Source organism: Nitratireductor aquibiodomus NL21 = JCM 21793 (genome assembly GCF_000615975.1).
GTDB lineage: Bacteria > Pseudomonadota > Alphaproteobacteria > Rhizobiales > Rhizobiaceae > Nitratireductor > Nitratireductor aquibiodomus.
In genome coordinates this window covers 1-19296 of record NZ_BAMP01000014.1, presented here as the reverse complement: position 1 = coordinate 19296, position 19296 = coordinate 1, and the positions used below count along the sequence as shown (strand labels likewise).

At 61.3% G+C, this 19296-nt stretch carries 15 protein-coding genes and 2 pseudogenes; 9 read left to right on the top strand and 8 right to left on the bottom strand.

The genetic code is table 11. The features are described 5' to 3' along the window. Positions 1–43 precede the first annotated feature (43 nt). The 6 genes and pseudogenes from JCM21793_RS24435 to JCM21793_RS06030 form a co-directional block, all read right to left on the bottom strand. Positions 44–1262: pseudogene (locus JCM21793_RS24435) on the bottom strand (Gfo/Idh/MocA family protein); the annotation flags it as partial. A gap of 15 nt (positions 1263–1277) precedes the next feature. Next, the gene (locus JCM21793_RS06050) at positions 1278–2297 is read right to left on the bottom strand and encodes a LacI family DNA-binding transcriptional regulator (RefSeq protein WP_025029784.1); all 1020 of its coding nucleotides are present in this window, start codon (positions 2295–2297) and stop codon (positions 1278–1280) included. Next, a complete protein-coding gene (locus JCM21793_RS06045) occupies positions 2294–3250 on the bottom strand; it encodes an ABC transporter permease (RefSeq protein ID WP_025029783.1) in 957 nt (318 codons plus the stop codon). Before JCM21793_RS06045 ends, JCM21793_RS06050 begins: the two co-directional genes overlap by 4 nt. Next, entirely contained in the window at positions 3247–4236 is a 990-nt protein-coding gene (locus tag JCM21793_RS06040) for an ABC transporter permease (protein ID WP_155983386.1), read from the bottom strand. Before JCM21793_RS06040 ends, JCM21793_RS06045 begins: the two co-directional genes overlap by 4 nt. Before the next feature lie 2 nt (positions 4237–4238). Then, a pseudogene (locus JCM21793_RS24430) lies at positions 4239–5739 on the bottom strand (sugar ABC transporter ATP-binding protein). Positions 5740–5800: 61 nt separating this feature from the next. Then, positions 5801–6823, bottom strand: coding sequence for an ABC transporter substrate-binding protein (locus JCM21793_RS06030; RefSeq protein WP_025029781.1), 1023 nt, complete (start codon positions 6821–6823; stop codon positions 5801–5803). A 353-nt stretch (positions 6824–7176) separates the two neighbouring features. Between JCM21793_RS06030 and JCM21793_RS06025 the strand changes: the two genes are divergently transcribed. Beyond that, the gene (locus tag JCM21793_RS06025) at positions 7177–7500 is read left to right on the top strand and encodes a hypothetical protein (RefSeq protein WP_025029780.1); all 324 of its coding nucleotides are present in this window, start codon (positions 7177–7179) and stop codon (positions 7498–7500) included. 29 nt (positions 7501–7529) lie between these two features. Here the strand turns inward: JCM21793_RS06025 and JCM21793_RS06020 are convergent, their stop codons facing one another. Further along, complete coding sequence (locus JCM21793_RS06020) at positions 7530–7748, bottom strand: hypothetical protein (RefSeq protein WP_025029779.1); 219 nt, start codon at positions 7746–7748, stop codon at positions 7530–7532. Positions 7749–8101: 353 nt separating this feature from the next. Between JCM21793_RS06020 and JCM21793_RS06015 the strand changes: the two genes are divergently transcribed. The 7 genes from JCM21793_RS06015 (at position 8102) to JCM21793_RS05985 (ending at position 16122) form a co-directional block, all read left to right on the top strand. Continuing rightward, positions 8102–8893, top strand: coding sequence for a GGDEF domain-containing protein (locus tag JCM21793_RS06015; RefSeq protein ID WP_007009478.1), 792 nt, complete (start codon positions 8102–8104; stop codon positions 8891–8893). A gap of 194 nt (positions 8894–9087) precedes the next feature. After that, positions 9088–9597, top strand: coding sequence for a hypothetical protein (locus tag JCM21793_RS06010; RefSeq protein WP_155983382.1), 510 nt, complete (start codon positions 9088–9090; stop codon positions 9595–9597). Positions 9598–9703: 106 nt separating this feature from the next. Then, positions 9704–10264 carry a L,D-transpeptidase gene (locus JCM21793_RS06005; protein ID WP_370671625.1) on the top strand — a complete coding sequence of 187 codons (561 nt, stop codon included), beginning with the start codon at positions 9704–9706 and terminating at the stop codon, positions 10262–10264. 295 nt (positions 10265–10559) lie between these two features. Then, the gene (locus JCM21793_RS06000; RefSeq protein WP_007009475.1) at positions 10560–11960 is read left to right on the top strand and encodes a TolC family outer membrane protein; all 1401 of its coding nucleotides are present in this window, start codon (positions 10560–10562) and stop codon (positions 11958–11960) included. Positions 11961–11994: 34 nt separating this feature from the next. After that, complete coding sequence (locus JCM21793_RS05995; protein WP_025029775.1) at positions 11995–14172, top strand: type I secretion system permease/ATPase; 2178 nt, start codon at positions 11995–11997, stop codon at positions 14170–14172. A gap of 51 nt (positions 14173–14223) precedes the next feature. Then, the gene (locus JCM21793_RS05990) at positions 14224–15501 is read left to right on the top strand and encodes an HlyD family type I secretion periplasmic adaptor subunit (RefSeq protein ID WP_025029774.1); all 1278 of its coding nucleotides are present in this window, start codon (positions 14224–14226) and stop codon (positions 15499–15501) included. A gap of 6 nt (positions 15502–15507) precedes the next feature. After that, positions 15508–16122 carry a ribbon-helix-helix domain-containing protein gene (locus JCM21793_RS05985; RefSeq protein ID WP_007009472.1) on the top strand — a complete coding sequence of 205 codons (615 nt, stop codon included), beginning with the start codon at positions 15508–15510 and terminating at the stop codon, positions 16120–16122. Between the two features lie 18 nt (positions 16123–16140). Here the strand turns inward: JCM21793_RS05985 and JCM21793_RS05980 are convergent, their stop codons facing one another. Beyond that, positions 16141–17124: a transglutaminase-like cysteine peptidase gene (locus JCM21793_RS05980; RefSeq protein ID WP_244439678.1), complete on the bottom strand. Its 984-nt coding sequence runs from the start codon at positions 17122–17124 to the stop codon at positions 16141–16143. Positions 17125–17466: 342 nt separating this feature from the next. Here JCM21793_RS05980 and JCM21793_RS24425 point away from each other — a divergent pair. After that, the coding region (locus tag JCM21793_RS24425; protein WP_036539762.1) for an Ig-like domain-containing protein at positions 17467–19296 on the top strand (1830 nt) is incomplete at its 3' end.

Below are 19296 nucleotides of genomic sequence, written 5' to 3'. Positions count from 1 at the left end.
GCAGACAGGGAGCGGCCTGGAGCTGTCTAGCGCCGCGCCACCACGGCACGTAGTTCTCCAGATCGGGATTTGGGAAGTGCACGGTGTTTCCGGTCTCTGAGGAAAGATAGAGCCCCATCAGGATCTCCATGACCGCAACACCGTCGGCAAAGGTCTCAATCGGCTCTTCGCCCTTGCGGAAGCACTCGACCATGTGCCGGTTCTCATCCGTGTAGCCATAGACCCCGGCTTCATCTTCCAACACCGGCATCAGGCCCTGTTCGGCATTCTGCTTTTCAACGAGATCCTCACCCTCGTCGCCGGTCACCTCACGCGACATGAAGATTTTGAGGCCGGTTCCAAGCGAGTTGAACTCCATCGCATATTCCGGCCCAAGCAGCTCAAGCTGGATGCGCAGGCCGGCCCCGACATAGGCCCAGGACGTGCTCGCCTCGATCATCAGCTCGTTGCCGTCCTCGTCCTCCAGCATCACATTGCCGCGCGCGAAATCCTCGGAGGGGCGGTTGGCATAATCCACTTCGGGACCAAAGCGCTTCTTGAGGTCCTCCACATAGCGCGGCCGTGTCCATTTCAGATTGGCCACATTGCCCTGCACGGCCTTGAGTTTCAGCGAGTCCCGCTTCTTGCCCGGTTCTGTCAGGAGATGGCGCGCCACCTCGACGCTGTGGCACATCATGTCGAGCAGCACGCCGCCGCCCTGCTTGTCGCCCTGCCAGAACCAGCTCATGCGGGCCGGAATGCTCTTCTGCAGCACGTGCCAGATAGGGCCGTCCGGTCGTGGAGGCAGCGCGGCGCCAGATGATCTCCTTGCCGCGCAGAACGGGCGTCGCAAAAACCTGATTTTCCAGATAGCCATGGTTCAGTTTGGCGGCCTCGGCCAGCCGCAGCATCTCGCGTGCATCGGCCACCGTCCGCGCCAGCGGTTTCTCGCAGGCCACGGCAAACACCTTGCTGCGTCCGGCCACCACTTCGTCATGGATGGTGCGCATGGTGTCCACGCGCGTGTCATTGGGCGAGAGGATCCAGATCGCGTCCACATCGTCTGCCTGCACCATCGACACAAGGCTGTCATGGCTCTTGCATTCGCCAAGCCCCAGTTCGGCCACCAGCTTGACGATGCGTTCCCGGTTTTCCGCCTTGCGGCTATAGACGGCGGTCACGTCCACATGGCGTACGGCAACCATGGAGCGCAGGTGAAATTCGGCGATGAAGCCCGTGCCGACAAGGCCGATGCGCAGGCGTTTTCTTGGCTGTGCGGACATGGTTGTTTCCCCTTTTCAAGCTGATTTGGGTGGTGCGGTGGTGCCACGCACACGCAGCGTGGCGGGCAGGACCACCGGTTTTGCGGGCACGAGAGCGCCGGATAGCATTTTGAGAAGAATGCTCATCGCCTGCTGGCCGATATCGATGCGCGGCTGGCTGACAGTGGTGAGCGGCGGATAGAAGGCCTCACTCAGATAAAGATCGTCAAACCCGACAACAGAAACGTCGCCCGGCACATCACGTCCCGTCTCGCGCAAATGGTGAATGGCGCCGAAGGCCATTTCGTCATTCGAGACGAAGATCGCGGTGGGCGGTTCGGGCAGCTTAAAAAGCGCCTCGCAGGCGCGCGCACCACCGTGAAGAAGATAGTCGCCGCGCTGCTCGTAGGCCTCCGGTATGGCAAGCCCGGCATTGCGCATGGCACGGCGGTAGCCCTCCTGGCGGCGAAGGCTCATCACCTCCGGCACGGGACCGGAAATATGGGCGATCCGCCGGTGCCCAAGCCCGATCAGGTGTTCCACCGCCTCGCAGGCTGCGGCGACATTGTCGATTTGCACATGGGGAAAGCCAGAGCCCTCAATCGTCTCGAGCGCCACCACGATGGGGGCGTTGGGAGGCAATCTGTTGCGCGGACCGTCCTCTTCCGGCAGTTTTCCCGTCATCAGGATCATGCCGTCTGCATGGCCGTCGCGCAGCATGTCGAAGTATTCGATCTCACGCTCGGGGTCGTTTTCCGTATTGCCCATCAGCACGGAATAGCCGGCGGCACGCGCCGTTGCTTCCACGCTTTTCAGAATGTCGAGATAGAACGGGTTGCCCACATCACGCACCACCATCAGCACCGCCATGGAGCGGGCGGTGCGCAGGCTGCGCGCACTTGCATTGGGGCGATAGTTCAACGCATCGGCCGTCTTGCGAACGCGTGCACGGGTCTCACTCGTCACGAGGTCGCTGCCGCTAAGGGCGCGCGACACGGTGGCGGGGGAAACGCCCAGCGCCTTCGCGATATCCTTGATCTTGGGGCGTCGGTTCATGCGCGCAGCCCCCGCCCGCGGCCATAGAACAGCATCAGCACCAGAAGTGTGGCGCCAAACACCATCTGCCGTCCGGATTCATCGATGTTGATCGTGGTCAGGATGCTTTGCAGAACCACCAGCAGAACAGCGCCTGCCATGGTGCCGGTGTAGCCACCCTTTCCGCCTGAAAGCGGCGTGCCACCAAACACCACGGCAATAATCGAAGGCAACATGTATTGCTCCCCCACATTGGCAAATGAGGAGCCGGAATAGCCAAGCAGGCAAAGCCCGGCAATGGCGGCAAACACGCCCGAGAGCATGAAGAGTGCAATGCGTATGTGCCGCACCGGCACACCAGCCATGAAGGCAGCCTGCTCGTTGGAGCCAACCGCATAGATGCGCTGGCCGAACACGGTACGATGCAGGATGAAGGCCATCAGAAGGCCAACGCCTATCCACAGCCAGATGATGCCGGGCAGACCGAGGAGGAATGGCCGGGTCACGAATTCCGAAAGGGCAGGGGCGGCACGTCCCGAAGGGATGCCCTGTCGGATGACCACCAGAAGCCCCTGAAGCACCCCCAGCATGCCGAGCGTCATCACTAGCGGCGGAATGCGCAACAGCGTCACGCCGAGCCCGTTGAACAGGCCAAAGAGCGCGCCGGTCGCAACACAGGCCAGAATGGCCAGCGGGATGCCGCCATCCATGCCGTTCATCACATTGCCGGCCACGATGGCGGAAAGCGAAACCACGCCGCCGACGGAAAGGTCGATGCCTTCGCGCCCGCCCAGAATGACGAGGTTCTGGCCGGCGGCGACAATGCCGAGAAGGGCAGCAACGATGAGCAGCCGCAGAATCTGCCCGCCCGAGGCGAAGCCCGGCGAAAGCGTGTTGCCGAGGAAGAGCAGCGCGGCAATCAGAACCAGCGCGATGAGAAGCGGATTTTTTGCGATTTCGATGGCCCGGTTCATGCGCGTCCCCTGCGGCTGACGAGCACGCCGACCATCAGGGCCGCGAGTATGGCCAGCCCCTGTACGAAGTTCTGCCAGTGCGAGGGTGTGCCGGCGAAGAAGACCAATGAGTTGATGAGCCCGATGATCAGGGCCGCAATAACGGAACCCGCAACCGTGCCGAAACCGCCCGATAGTGCGCTTCCGCCCAGCACCACGGCCGCCACGCTGAAGAGCGTCATTTTCGCGCCGACGAGCGGGTCGCCGCTTGCCGTATCGCCGGTGATGCAGAAGGCGGCAAGCGCTGCAAACACGCCGCAGAGCGCATAGCCGCCAATGCGGATCGCGGTGACGGGGAGCCCGCTCTGAAACGCCGCCTGCTGCCCGTCGCCCACCGCCAGAAGCTGCGTGGCAAGCCGGGTGCGGGCAAGCAGGTAAAGCAGGATGGCGAGTGCCGCGGCCGCATAAAAGACGAACGGAATGCCGAAGAATGTGCCGCCATAGGTGCGCCAGAAAACGGTGGGCGCGGGCATGCCAGCCACTGGCAGGATGACGAGCGCCAGCCCGGTGAAGAAGATGCTGGTGGCAAACGTTGCGACGATCGCCTGCAGCCGGAGTGCAGCCACCACGAAACCGTTGACCAGCCCGCAGGCAAGCCCGACCAAAACGCCCACGCCGAGCGCGGCCAGAACCGAAAGCCCGCCGCCACCCAAATGCTGCATCAACACGATGATCGTCACATTGACCAGCGAAGCGATGGCGCCGACCGAAAGGTCGATGTCTGCGGCGTAGACCACATAGGTCTGCGCCACGGCCAGAAGCATCAGCGCCAGATAGGTGCGCACGAGCCCTGTCAGCGAGCGGAAGCTCAGGCTGTTGGGTTCAAAGACACCGTTTAGAACCAGAAGCACGGCGAGAATGAGAAGGGCAGGCAAAAAGGGAAACCGCCCGAGCAGCGCCCGAAAGCTTCCATTGTCCTGTCTGGTGGGGCTGGAAATGCTGGTCATCGTCATGCCGCCTCGTAGGCTGCCTGGTAGAGATTGTAGCGGGTGCGCTCAGCGCCGCTCAGCTCGCGGCTCACTGCCCCGCCATTGAAGACCAGGATCCGGTCGGCATTGTTCAGAAGCTCCGCATCTTCGGAGGAGTAAAGCAGGATGGCGAGCCCCTCTTCGGCGAGCCTGCGGATCAGCGCGAAAAGGTCCGCCTTGGCCGAAAGGTCGATGCCCTTGGTCGGGTCGTCGAGAAGCAGGATGTCCGGCTTGTCGATCAGCCAGCGGGCGATCACGATCTTCTGCTGGTTTCCGCCCGACAGCGAGCCGATGGAATGGGAGAGCCCGGCGAATTTGGTGTTCAGCGCCTTCAGCGCCGGCAGCGCCTTTTCAGAGAGCGGCCCGGGCCTTGCCAGCACAAGCCTGTTTCGCAGCGCGTGAATGGGCGTGACGTTTTCGAGGATGGGCCGTCCGCTGATGATGCCGTCGCGTCCGCGGTCTCCGGAAACATAGGCGATGCCCTGCGCAATGGCTGCACGCGGGCTCTCGGTGCGAAGTGGTTGCCCGTTGAGCACTACCTGCCCCGCGCGCGCCGGCGGTGCGCCGAACAGCGCCTTGAGCAGCGCCGATTGCCCCTGTCCATGCAGGCCGCCAAGCCCGAGAATTTCACCGCGCCGCACCGCAAAACTCACATCGCGGAAACCTGCACCCGTCAGGCTCTCAACTGCGAGCGCCACATCGCTCGAAGCCTCATGAGACGGCGGTGCCGCCCGCGGCGAGGCCAGCGTTTCCTGTTCGCCCACCATCATGCGTATCACCGCTTCAGGCTGGTGTCTGCAATGGCTTCTGTGCCCACCGTTTCCCCATCGCGGATCACCGTCACCCGGTTCCCGATTGCAAAAATCTCATCCATGCGGTGCGAGATGAAAACGATGCTGCGGCCATCTTCCTTGAGGTCGCGTAAAATCTCGAAGAAGCGATCCACCTGCGCGCGGTCGAGCGCGGAGGTGGGTTCGTCGAAGATCAGAATCGGCGCTTCGGTTGACAGTGCTTCATGATCTCAACCAGTTGCCGCTGGTCCGCCCGCAGATCGCCGACGGTGGTATCGGCATTGAGCTCGGCCCCTGCAACCGTCTCGAACAGCGCGATGTAGCGGCCGGCCTTTTCAAGCAGCGCTTCATGGTCGACGAAAAACCCGTTCTTTCTCGGCAGGTCCGGCAGGCAGATGTTTTCAGCCACGCTGCGATGATCGGCGAGGCTCAGTTCCTGGTAGAAAATGCCGATGCCCAGCGCCTGTGCCGCACGCGGCCCACTGACGGTCACGGCTTGCCCGTCGAGCAGCACCTCGCCAGCATCGGGCCGCACGCTGCCCGCCACGATCTTGCAAAGCGTGCTCTTGCCGGAGCCATTGGCACCGATAAGCACATGCACTTCGCCCGTCTCGAGTTCGAGGTCGCCGCGGCGTAGCGCTAGCGTGGCGCCGTAAGCCTTGCTTACACCGCTGAGCTTCAGTTTGGTCATGACATCTTCCCGAAGAGAGCGCCGCGCCAGTCAATACCGGCGCGGCATTCATGGAGCGGGCCTACTTGAACAGTGCTTCCGCATCCTCAATGGAAAGCGAGCTCGTATAGGAATAGTAGCCCGGTTTTCCCTCAACCGAGGCGGCCACTTCCTTCAGGTTCTCCGAACTGATGAAGGGGATCGGCAGATACATGGCGTTGTTGTACTGCCCGGCCGTGGCCGGTTCCTTCAACTCGCGTCCCTGCAGCATGAGAACAGCCACATTGAGCGCGCTTGCCATCACACCGGGCGGGTTCACCGATGCGCCGGAGTTGAGGTCGTTTTCGGTCCAGATATCGATGAAATCCTTGCGGATCTCGCCGGTGGCGGCAATGTCGCCCGCCTTGTCCGCATCCATGATGGAGCGCCACGCGCCGGCGGCCATGCCGTCCTGAACCCAGACGCCGTCAATGTCGGGATAGGTGGCGAGCAGGTTCTGCATGGCCTGCTGGCCCTGCGCCTGGTCCCAGTTGGCGTTCACCTCGTTGACGATCTCGATGCCGTCATGCTCGCCGAACACTTCGCGGTAGCCGGCAACGCGCATCTCGTTAGCCGGATGGCCGGCTACGCCGTTGATGGCAACGACCTTGCCTTCGCCGTTCAGTGTCTCGGCCAGCCATTTGGCGCTTTCCATCGCCCAGCCCTTCTGGTCGATACCCACATAAAGGGCGTCGGGCGAAGAAACCTCGGCATCGGTGGCGATCACCAGAATGCCGGCTTCCTTGGCCTGTGCGAATACGGGGTCGAAGGCCGTCGGGCTGTTGGGGTTGATGATGATCGCGTCCACGCCCTGGCTGATGAAGTTGCGGACATGGGCAATCTGGCCGGGCACATCGACATTGGCGCTCTGGGCGACCACTTCGACATTGACGCCCTTTTCCTTCCAGGCGGCGGCGGCCTGCTCGGCTTCCTCGATCATCTGGGTGCGCCACTCGCTGCCCACCCAGCCGTTTGACAGGCCGATCTTGAAATCTTCAGCCATGGCCGAAAGTGCCGTGCCTGCAAGGGCAGCAGCGACCACGGCGACAGTTGCCAGTCGTTTCATGAATTCCTCCCTGATGACAAACACCAGCGGCGCAGGTAGCCGGGGCCCCGTTGCCGATCGTGCATCTTCCTTCCCTTTTGGCATGTCCTCCGCCACGCCAATGAAATCGATTGTATGGCAAATGTAATCGATTTCAAGACTGAATCGGTTGCCCCCCGGCCAAAGGGCTGAAACTGCCGGATGCCAGACCGGTGGGTGGAGCCGCCCTGCCAGCGCATGGCCATGTTGACGATGAGACTGGCGGCGCAGGATCGTGTTTCATAACGACACAATCTGTTCCTGCGGATTGGTTGCCCGGCTTAAGATAACTCGACTAATTTCTGAACGTGCGTAATGATTCGAGTAGCGTAAAAGTGTCGAAAGAAGTGTCGCTGGAGGTGGTCCAGCTGGAGTTGTTGCTCGGCCTTGCAGATCTGATCGCGCAGGGCTTCGAGACCGCCCTGCTGGCAGCTCTGGAAGAGGTCGACGGGCTTGTGCTCTTCAACCGCAGGCTTGATGGTGATCCACGGTTTCAGCGGGTCGCGGCAGTGATGGTGGGGCCGGAAGCCGATGTGGCGCTGGTCTTTCTCGACCATTCGGGCACGACCATTGAGGTAGAAAACGCTGGTGAGAGCGGGCGGACGATCGCCCGCGAAGCAGAAAAGGCACGCAACCGGGTGGTCGGCGAAACGCCCTGAGGTTGGCCCGGATGGGCGCGCGGAGCATCTTATCCGTGGTGTGATGTCCGCGTCGGTCGACCGGCCTCTGTCCGCGGAAAGGGTATGATCTCGCACACCTGCGGCTTGGCGGAGAATTCGGCCTTGAGCGCGGCGTCCATCAGGAGGCCGATTGCTTCGCGCAATTGCTGCGTCGCCGGGTCGGTGCCCGTCAGCTCCGCCTGTGCTCTTTCCAGATGGGCGTGCACGGACGCAAAGTTCGTCGGCATGGTAGTCCTTTTTTCAATGCCCCCGCATCGACCCGATCATGCGCAGATAATTGTAACCGGCAAACAAAATATATCGAACGCATTTTAACGACATGGCCCTGCCACAACACTGGAGAAACCGGGATCGGTGCCCCTCAGTGGGCACTGAAAGCCCGCCGGGAGCAGTTGGCCGGCAGGCATTCTGGACAAAATTCGAGAGAGATGCGTTGCGTCCTGGACGCCGTGGGAAAGATGCTGAATTTTTGCGCTGCCGCTGAAACTGTTGATTGTTAAAAGACGATCTACCAAAGAAACTTTTATTAGAAGTTTGCCGGTTATCAACGACTCAGTCACATTGGGGACGTTGAAAGCATATGGACAAGTCGCTCTTGCAACGCAAACCGCGCTGGACATGGCTCATTGCCTTCACACTGCTGGGCACGCTCGCCGCAGTGGGGCTTTCGTTTCTGGTCCACTATCTGTTGTTCTTCGGGGATGACATCAATCCCTATCAGCGCAGTCTCGTTGCTGCGCTTGTTCTGCCGATACTCATAGCCGCCCCCCTGCTCGCTTACATCGGGCAGGCGAGCGAGCAGTTGCGGCGTGTGAAACGGGAGCGGAATTTCTCTGCAGCCCACGATCCTTCGACCGAGGTTTTTAACGGCGACATGTTCACAACGCTTGTGGAGCGCCGTCGCTCGGCAACGGTGTCCGAAGCCGGCAGGACCTTTGGTGCGCTGTTGATCGTGGAGGCTGAGAACACGCGGGATATCAGCATCGACTACGGGTTCAACTGGGGCGAGGAATCGATGCGTCAGATCGCATCGGTGATTCGGGCCAATGTCCGGCGCAGCGATGTCGTTGGCCGGCTGAGCAGCCACGAGTTCGGTGTGTTCCTGCCGGGGGCGACTGTTGAGCAGGCGCGCGATGTCGGCGAACGCATCCGCAATGCCGTGGCAAAGGCACCATTCACCGCGCAGGGAGAGACGGTCGAACTGTCGCTTGATATTGGCGGGGTAATTTTCGAGGATCAGATTGAGTTCCGCGGTCTGATGAGGATCGCGTCGGAGCAGCTCGACAAAGCGCGCCAGGGCGAGGCGGGTGGATTTCGCCTCAGCGCGCTCAACGCGCTCGAAACGGAAGAGAACGGCCAGAGTCGCGAATAGAGATCGTGGAAGGGCGGGCCGCACTCTGCCGCCCTGTAGTCCAGCGATCATCGCAACGTGCCCTGTACTGGACACGTCAGATATTTAGCCGCAGAATGAATAAAGTGCACCGCCCATGCAGCCGGCTGCATGGGCGGTCTGCTTTTGCAGAGGGTGTTCGCTCGCAATTGTGAGAAGCACCCCGGGGGGTGGCGGTGAACCTCAAGTCGCTTGTTTCGTGCTGTGGTCTGTTTCTGGTCGCCTGCGGGGCCGGATTTGCCGACGAACGCGGGGCGAGGCTTTTCCAGGCGCCACCGCCGTTTTCAGATGAAATGCATCCGGATATCGCAACGCTCTATGGTGGCCGCAGCAATGTGTTGAGGCGCTATGCATGGGCAATGTCGGCCAATCGACACGTTCTTGCGGGCCAGCGCGGCGCGGCGGTTTACGGTCAGGGGTTTGCACGCGCGCCTGACGAAGGTGGGGTTTCGGCGTTTGTGGGGGCGAATGACGGGCATGTTCTGCGGCTTGGCGACGGTGCCCTGGTCATTGCTTATGGTGAGCCGCTTGCAAATCTCTACGCCGAGATCGACTGTGAAATCGATGAATGGCCGACACTGGTGTGTCGTGACGGGCGCGCGAGGTCGATTTCGGCACCCGATACAACCACCCTGCGCATTGAGGGAGAGACGTTTGAGCTGGCGAAGAATGGCGCAGATGAATAGCTCTGACGAGAAAGGCCCTGTCAAAAGGGGGCGGCATCGGCGCCCGTGGGGCCCTGTTCTTTCGGTTCTCGCGATCGTGTTCTCGGCAGTGCCTGCACTGCCTCTGGTGACGCAGGCCAGCGCGCAGACCGCGACGGTGCGCCAGTTCGATCCGGCAACAGGAACATGGGTCAGGCGCGAACGGACCCTCTCCTTCAAGGCCCCCTGGGGGGATGCGGCGATTAAACCGTCGGTGGTACCATATTCGGAAAAACTGCCCGCCGGATCCATCGTTATCGAGACTGCCAAGCGTCGTCTTTACCATCTGCGCGGCGATGGCACGGCGGTTCGTTATGGAATTGGCGTGGGGCGCGAGGGGTTCGCCTGGCGTGGCAGTGAGCGCATCACGAGAAAGGCTGAATGGCCCGACTGGCGCCCTCCGGCCGAGATGATCCGACGAGAGGCCGCGCAGGGCAGGATCCTGCCTTCGGTCATGGAGGGTGGCCCTGAAAACCCGCTTGGCGCCCGCGCGCTTTATCTCGGTTCGACCCTGTTTCGCATTCACGGTACCAATCAACCCTGGACGATAGGGCAGGCCGTTTCGTCGGGTTGCATCCGGATGACCAACGAAGATGTTATAACACTATATAGCAGCGTTAAGATCGGAACACTGGTTCTGGTAAGATAGGGCAATAAAGCTGACAGTGTTTCATGCATTTTAGGGTTGAAATGCTTAACGAAATGCCGATTTTGTTGCCTCTATGCAACATAGCCGCGAAATGAGTCGACTAAATTACTCCTAAAGAGGTATTCGGACGGCTTATATCGTAGCCAGCCAAGGGCAGTTAGCTTAGCATAAAATGATATTTGGAGATCTGGTGTTGGAGCCGGATGGATCCGTTGGCTGCGTCGGCTGAGGCGCAGGCAAAGGGGGGATGATGAAGCACAAGTCACGTATTCTGAGTCTACTCGCTGCTACTCTGATGAGCGGCGCAGTTCTGTTTTCCACCGATGCGAACGCTCTTTCTGTGAAGGAAGCGATGGCAGTGGCTCTGGAATCCAATCCTGAAATCGGACAGGCGATCGAAAATCGTGAGGCGATCGAGTTCGAACTGCGTCAGGCTCGCGGGCTTTTTCTGCCGAGCGTCGATCTCGAAGCGTCGGTGGGCGCGCGCCGGCTCGACAATCCCTCGCGCCGCGGCGTTGGCATTGAGGATGACCCGCTCTATCCGGCCGAAATCGGGCTGTCGATCACCCAGAAGCTGTTCGATGGCGGCGGACGCCGTGCCGAACTGGAACGCCAGGCCGCACGGGTCGATTCGGCCTCCTTCCGCGTTCTGGAGCGTTCCGAGACCATCGCCCTTCAGGTCGTGCGGGAATATCTCGAATATCTGTTGCAGGTCGAGATCGTGAACGAGGCGCGCAACAATGTCGGCTTCCATCGGTCGATGCTGGGGGATATCGGTTCTCTCATTTCAGGCGGTGCGCTGACCGAAGCCGACAGGCAGCAGGCGCAGGAGCGCATGCTCTCTGCCACGGCACGCCTCAAGGAAGCCGAAGAAGAGCTGGAAGCGGCGAAGATCCGTTTCTACAAGCTTGTCGGCAAGCCCCTCACAAACCCGACAATGCCGGGCTCGGTGGCGTCGGCCCTGCCGGCATCGCTCGACAAGGCAATCGGCATCGCCCGGGCCAACAATCCGCGCATCAAGGTCGCCAATGCCGATATTGACGCGGCCGATGCCCTGGTCGATGCCGCCCGCTCCAACATGCTGCCCGAGATCAGTGCGGAAGGGCGCGCCCGCGCCGGTTATGACATCGATGGCGCCGATGGGCGCACAAACGATCTCCAGGCGCGGATCGTCGCCAAGTGGAATCTCTATCGCGGCGGTATCGACGTTGCCAACGAGCAGGAGCAGATCCGCCGTGCCAGCGAGCAGCGCCTCGTGCTTCACCAGGCCTATCGTGAGGTCGAGGAAGCGGTTCGCATTTCGTGGGATCGCCGCCAGCGCCAGATCGATCTGGCCGGCACCCTGCGTTCACAGGCCCAGACCAACGCCCAGCTCGTCAGTTCCTACCGCGAACAGCTGGTCGTAGGCCAGCGATCGCTGCTCGATGTGCTGGGCGCACAGAACACGCGGTTCAGCGTCAACGTTCTCTCCAAGACAGCCCAGTACGCCGCGCGTTTTGCCGAGTATCGCATACTCGCCGCAACGGGAACGCTGCTCTCGACAATGAACCTGTCGAGCGCCAAGCAGTCCGAGGCCTATGCGCGCGCGGAATTCAATGTGCCGGAGACGGCACCGACCGAAACCTACAAGAGGCTGCCTTCGCGACAGACGAACGATTTGCCGCTCGATCTTCTCGCTCCCATCCGGTCGCAATAGCTGCCGGACAGGCAAGGTGGCATAGAGGAGGAAGGTGGAACAGCTCCGCAATAATCCCGTGGCCGGCACGCCGCTTCAGGCAGGCAGTTTCAGGTTTGCCTTTCGGGAGATTGCGCAGTTTCTGGCGCGTCCGAGTTCGGAAACGGTCCTGTTCTCGGACACACCTTTCGATGAAGAAAACCCGTCCCTTGAGGATATAGAGCGCCTTTCAGCGCGCATCGGGCTTGAGGTGGAACAACACAGCCGGCGCGAACTGGCCGGTGGCGCGCTCGATCTGCCCGTGCTCGTCGTTTTCGAAGACGGCACGGCACAGGCGCTCCTCGAGCCGTTGCCCAACGATCATCTGCGCACCACGCTTCTCCCCGATCCGATTGCGGAAGAAGGCATTGCGCTGAAGGATGTGCTTTCCAGGAACATCCGGCTGATCCTTTCTTTCAGTGTCATCTATCTGAACCAGTCGGAAAGCACGGACTCGACCCAGGCAAAGCAGATCGAAAAGCGCCACTGGCTCACGACGACCCTTGCACCGTTCTGGAAATCCTATGCCCAGGTCGCCATAGCGGCACTCTTCGTCAATCTGCTTGCGCTGGCCTCGCCCCTGTTCGTCATGAATGTCTATGACCGGGTGCTGCCCAATCAGGCGACGGCCACGCTCTGGGTTCTGGCGCTGGGCGTCGCAGGCGCGATCCTCTTCGACCTGCTTCTGAAAAGCGTGCGCGCGGCACTGATCGACTACGCCGGCCGCAAGGCCGACCTCAAACTGTCCTACCTTCTGTTCGAGAAGGTGCTGCATGCCACCATGGCCTCTCGCCCGATGTCGACGGGAGAATATGCCAATCGGGTGACGCAGTATGAGTTCGTGCGCGAATTCTTTACCTCGAACACGATCAGTACACTGATCGACAGCGTCTTCGTCTTCGTGTTCATCGCCGTCATCTACAGTGTTGGCGGCTGGCTCGCGGTCATTCCCGCGACGGCATTCGCCTTTGCCCTGATCATCGGTTTGATTGCGCAGTCCCGGATTGGCCGGCGTGTGGCGGCTGCCAACAATGAGGCCGCGCAACGCCAGTCTCTTCTGGTGGAAACGATCTCCACCATCGAGACGGTGAAATCCCTCCGCGCCGAGCGCACTTTGCTGCGCCGCTGGAGTGAGCTGGCCAAGAACGCATCGCGCACGGCGGAGGGCATCAAGCAGCTCTCCGCCTGGGCGGCGAACATGACGCAGTTCGTTCAGCAGCTTGTGACCGTGGGCCTGGTGGTCGCCGGTGCCTATGAATTCTCTGAAGGCAATATCTCGACCGGTGCGATCATCGCAACGGTCATGCTGTCGGGCCGCGCGGTCGCGCCGCTTGGCCAGATCGCAATGACGCTCTCACGCATGCGTCAGGCGCTTTTGTCGCTGCGCATTCTCAACACGATCATGGAACAGCCGGAGGATCGGCCGGAGAGTGCGGGGTTCGTCAATCGCGAAATCCGCTCCGGTGATGTTGCCTTTCGCAATGTGGGGTTCACCTATCCCGAGGCAGCAAGCCCGGCGCTGGTGGATTTCAACCTCTCGGTCAAGGGCGGTGAACGCGTCGGCATTATCGGCCGGATCGGATCGGGCAAGACCACGGCTGGCAGGCTGCTGGCAGGCCTCTATCCGCCGTCGAGCGGCAACCTGCTCCTGGATGGCGTCGACATTCGCCAGTATCATCCCTCCGTCGTGCGTTCCGCCGTTGTTTTCACCTCGCAGAGCGCAGACCTCTTTTCGGGTTCGGTGAAGGAAAACCTCCTGATGGCGAAGCCGGGCGCAACGGACGATGAGCTGGTTGCCGCCGCCGAGTCTGCCGGTGTCGACGCTTTCGTCGCGCGCCATCCCAGAGGATACGACATGCCGGTGGGCGAGCGTGGCAGCCAGCTTTCGGGCGGACAGAGACAGGCAGTCGCCATCGCTCGTGTTCTGCTCAGCGATCCACGGGTCGTGTTCATGGATGAGCCGTCGGGAGCCATGGATCTGGCGAGTGAGCGCGAGCTCATCGCCCGGATGAAAACGGCCTTCCGCGAAGACGTGACGCTGATCATCTCCACCCATCGGCACAGCATGCTGCAGCTTGTCGACCGATTGGTGGTGATCGATCAGGGGCGTGTCATCGCCGACGGGCCCAAGGAGAGGGTGATCGAGGAATTGCAGAAGAACGCCGGGGGCGGGCGTTCAGGAAGGAAACAATAGGCCTCTCGCGGCGTCGATGATGCGCCCGGAAAAGAAGAAAGGCGGATTGCAATGGACCGTCCTCCACTGGCTGCACGATTGGGGCTGGTCGTGATCGCGGCCCTGATGATGACCTTCATAGGCTGGGCCTCTATTGCCGAGGTTCAGGAGATCGCCCGCGGTGAAGGCAAGATCATACCGGTCTCCAAAACCCAGATCGTTCAATCGAGCGAGGCCGGAATCGTCCAGGAAATCGCTGTCACGATCGGGCAGACAGTCAGCAAGGGCGACCTGATCCTTCAGCTCGACGATACGGCAACGGCCTCTTCCCTTGGCGAAGCGGCGGCGCGGGCGCGCGCCCTGCGTGCGCAGGTCACCCGGCTCGCACTGGAGGAGAAGGGGGAGCTCGATGGGGAATATGTCTGCCCGGAAGAGCTTCGCGATGTCGCGCCGGACATCTGCCAGAACGAGGCCCGGCTTTTGCAGGCGCGTGCGGACAACATCAGGAACAAGCGTTCCGTTCTGGTGGAGCGGCGTCTGCAGCGGCTGAACGAGCTTGATGAAGCCCGCGCCAACATCACGCGACTGGAAGAAAATCTCGAACTTTCGCAGCGCGAGGCCGATCTTCTGGCGCCGATGGTCAAGCGCAAGCTCGTCGCGCAGACCGAGCTGCTGCGCGTGCAGAAGGAGCTCGCCGAGACCCGTGGCCAGCTCGAATCCACGCGCGAATCGGTCGAGCGGATCGAGGCGTCAATCAACGAGGCAACGCTTCAGATTGACGAGCTCGCACTGCAGGTGCAGCAGGAAGCGCTGGCCGAGAAAACACAGGCCCTGGCAGAGCTTTCCGTTATCGAGGAGACCATTCGTGGCGCAAGCGACCGGGTGGCCCGCACCGATATCCGCTCACCGGTGGACGGCATCATCAACACGCTGGAGGTGAACACGATCGGCGCCTATGTGGAGCCGGGCACCGTGGTTGCAGGCGTGGTGCCGACGTCCGACACGCTTCTTGTGGAAGCGCGGATTTCGCCGCGCGATGTTGCGTTCGTTCGCCCGGGCCAGCCGGCGCTCATCAAGGTGACCGCATATGACTTCTCGATCTATGGCGGGCTGGAGGGCGAGGTGGCGAATGTGTCCGCCGATAGTCTCGTGGATCAGAACACCGGCGAAACCTACTATCAGGTCCGGGTCAAGACCGATCAGGCCGAACTGATCCGGGACGGGCGAAGCCATGCGATTTTCCCGGGGATGGTGGCCACCGCCGACATCATGACGGGCAAGAAAACCATCCTCGCCTACCTCATGAAACCGATCAACAAGGCGCGCAACGAGGCGCTTCGCGAGCGGTGAGCGATCATGACGAAACCTGCTGAAATCCCAAGAGACGAGGACTGGGCCTTCCAGCCCAGGTTCCGTGTGCTCCGCGTCGGCACGGCACGGCGCGGCATCCGGCTGGAGGAGATCTTCTGGACGGTCCTGCAACAGATTGCAGACGCGCGCGATTGCAGCGTCGGCGATGTTATCGAGGCCTGTGAAAACAGGCTGGAGAAGGGGGCAAACCTGTCTTCTGCCCTGCGCGTCGAAGCGGTGGGCTATCTGCAGGGGGCGCTGGAAACCGCCCGCAGGAAGATCGGCCGCCAGGCGGTGCGCAACCATGTCATGGCGAGCCCGTCACCATGCTTTGCCCTCACCGGTGACAAGCAGTTGATGGCCTACAACCCGGCATTCATCGGTTTCGTCCAGTCGCGTCTGTCGAGCCTGGCCACCGATACCACCGGAAGGGGCGTTCGTCTGTCACTGGACATTCAGTTCTCCGAACTGATCGAAAAGCTCAAGATCGAGGGGAGTGGTCCGGCGACGGTCGGTTTCGTCATCGGTGTCGACCGCCAGCTTATCCGAGGCCGTCTCAACGCGATTCTGGCCCCGCTGACAGAGCAGGAGGCGATCATCGGGTTCATCCTGCCCAATTAAGACAAGCCGAAAATTCGGTTAGTTCGCCTCGATGCGCTTGTTGGACACGCCGCGCCCGGCTGCGGTTTCAAACCCTTCTCCCGGCGCAAGATCGCGCGGCAGCGGTGCAAGCGTTGCCACCATGGAGCCGTCACGTTTCCTGCCGTGAATCCACGAGCGGTTGCCGCTGAGCGAATAAAGCGGGAGATAGCTCGCCAGGGCGGTGTCCTTCATCACACGGTCATGCAGATTGTCGAGCACGTAGTGGCCCCTGGTGGTGGAAACGGTCAGCACCGCATGGAAGAGAGAGCGGCTCTGATCCTGAAGCACGACAAGCGACATGCTGCTCAGGGGAATGCCCGCCGCGTTGAGTGCCGCCATCTTGAGTATCGCGTAATCCTCGCAATCCCCCTTGCCGCGGTCGAGAATGTCGGTTGGCTTTGCCCACACATCAAGCCGGCGATAGTTGGCACGGTCGGACACGTAGGCGACATTCCGGTTGACCGCGCGATTGACCGCCGCCAGCTTCTCAGAAAACGGTTTCGCTTTGATTTCGCGGACGAGGCCGGCCAGTTCCACGGCGCGGGGCGTGCATCCGCTGCCATTGGTGCATGTGGCGAAATCGGCCCGTACGATGGATGGGTAGACGGCTTTCCAGTTTGCGCTCGACGGAAGCGCCTTGAAGGGGATGGCGACGGAACCGAACACGCCTGTCGCCGGGCGCGTCATTCTTCGGCTGTTCGCGGGGGTGCCGTCTGCCGTTCGCGCGGCCGCACGCACTGTTTTTGCATGAAGCCCCGCAGCGGCGGCCTGCCAGCGTTCCCTGACCATGGCAAGGCCGTTGCTCGCCGCGGCCATCGCCGCAGAAGCCGACAAAAGGTTCAGGCTCGATATGGTGGAGACCTGTGCAGGTGAAGGTGCATAATGTCCCGCATCTGCGTTTTGAGGAGTTATCGCCAGTACGAATGTCGAAATCGCCAGCGCTGCGCCCCTGAAAGTGTATGTATTTCTTTTTATATTCATTTGCCCGCCCCCGGATCTTGGCGAGAAGATAGTTGAAGCAAATGAAATGCCGATTAAGTGGAAGGGGTTATTTTCCGTTTGGATTTATTGCAGTATTTTATTTAAATGTGCATCGCCTCCGAAAAGACTCCCTTAACCATGATCGGACGGCGAACCTGCCGCTCTGGAGGTGCCAAAAGGAGCGATTATACGGAAATATATATCATGTTATGATTGCAGGTTAACCAAACGGAAATTTTCGGTCAGGATCAATATCCCCATATATCAATGAACTATACATCGTATTGCGCCGACTAAACTTGCGTGGCTCGCTTCCCGGGAATTCTGTTTCCGGGGGTTATCATGGCCAGCCAAGATCGCACGAACACCACCGATGATCGCAAGATCGCTACCGAGCAATCTGCCGACGATCGGCTCAATCAACTCGAGCAGACCGCACTTCAGGTCGCGCAGAATGACAGCGCGGGCGAGCCGGTCCCGGTCGATCCTGCCGCTGGCCAGCCCACCGAAACGTCCGCTGCTCCGGACGTTCCCGAAACGGTAACACCGGACGCGGACAACATTGTCCGCCTTCCCGAAGGCGTTTCCATCGATGAGATCAAACTCGATGGCGACAACCTGATTCTGGTTCAGCCCGATGGTTCGAGCATCACCATCCTCAATGCTGCGCTCAGGATTCCCACCTTCCTGATCGGTGACGTGGAGATTCCCGAGCTCGCGCTGACAGCGGCCCTGCAGGCCAATGGCATCGATGTTGCCGCCGGCCCCGATGGCGCACTGACGGTCGTCTCTGCCACGTCGCAGAGCGGCGGCGGCAATTTCACCACGCCCAATGCCGGTATCGGCGATGCCGGCCCGGTAATCGATCTCCTTCCGCCCACGGCCCTGCAGTTCGGTGCGCTGGAGCGGCGCGAACTCTTTCCGGCGCTGCGCGAAGATCGGGAGAACGATATCCCCGAGCTTAGCATAGTCAGCATCGGCACGCCTCCTGGCGAAGTGAATGAAAGCGCACTCGCATCCGGCTCTGGCGGAGGCACCACGGCGACCGCAGGCAACATCCTCGTCGATCCGGGCAATGACGGTCTTGCATCGCTGGTCGTTACGAACGTCGGTGGTCTGAGCGTGGACGTGACCGGTGGCGGTCGTGTCGATGGTACCTATGGGACGCTGTTTGTCACGCCGAACGGCGACGGTACATACCGCTTTGAATACGTGCTGTCCCAAAACACGACCGACCACGATGGGCCGGGGAAGACAGGCGGCGACGACGTCGTCAGGGACGTCTTCAAATTCGTCGTGACCGATGGCAATGGTGACACCGCGACCGACAATCTGACAATTACCATCACCGATGATGGCCCGATCGCGGTCGACGATACGGACACCATCGCTGCGGGCGCGTTCGGCCCCGTAGCGGGCAATCTGATCACCGATGCCGAGGCCAATGGCGACAATGGCGCTGATACACCCGGTGCGGATGGCGCATCGGTGTCCTCGGTCACCGCGACCACGGCCGAAGGGCCGGCAAGTGCCGTCGGAACCGATACGGTGGTTGAGGGTCTCTACGGCGTTCTGACGATCTCCGCGGATGGCTCATACAGCTATGCGCGCAATCCCGGCACAGCGGGTGGCGTCCAGGATGTGTTCACCTACACGCTGAAGGATGGCGACGGGGACACCGACACGGCGACGCTGACGATCGACATCGGCGACGCGTCGGTCGAGATCCGCACGCCGGGTGTCGAGGAAGATGGCACCATCGTTTTCGAGCGGGGCCTTGCCGAGCGTGGTGCCGAGCCTGCGGGTTCGGGCGAGAGCGCGGATGGTGACGGCACGAACAATGACGACCCGTCGGAGGCGACGTCGGGCACGGTGACGTTCACGGCACCGGATGGCGTCCAGTCGGTCAGCGTTGCCGGCACGGCGCTTGCCCTTGGCGATCCGTTCCCGCAGACGGTGTCGAGCGACGCGACGGGCACGCTGGTGGTGACGGGCTACAGCTACAATGCGGTGACGGGTCAGGGCTCGATCAGCTACAGCTACACGCTGACGGACAACACGCTTGCCGATCCGGACGGTGTGTCGTTCGGCGTGACGGTGACGGATGCGGATGGCGACAGCCAGTCGGGCACGATCGACATCGCCATTATTGACGATGCGCCGGTTGCGGTT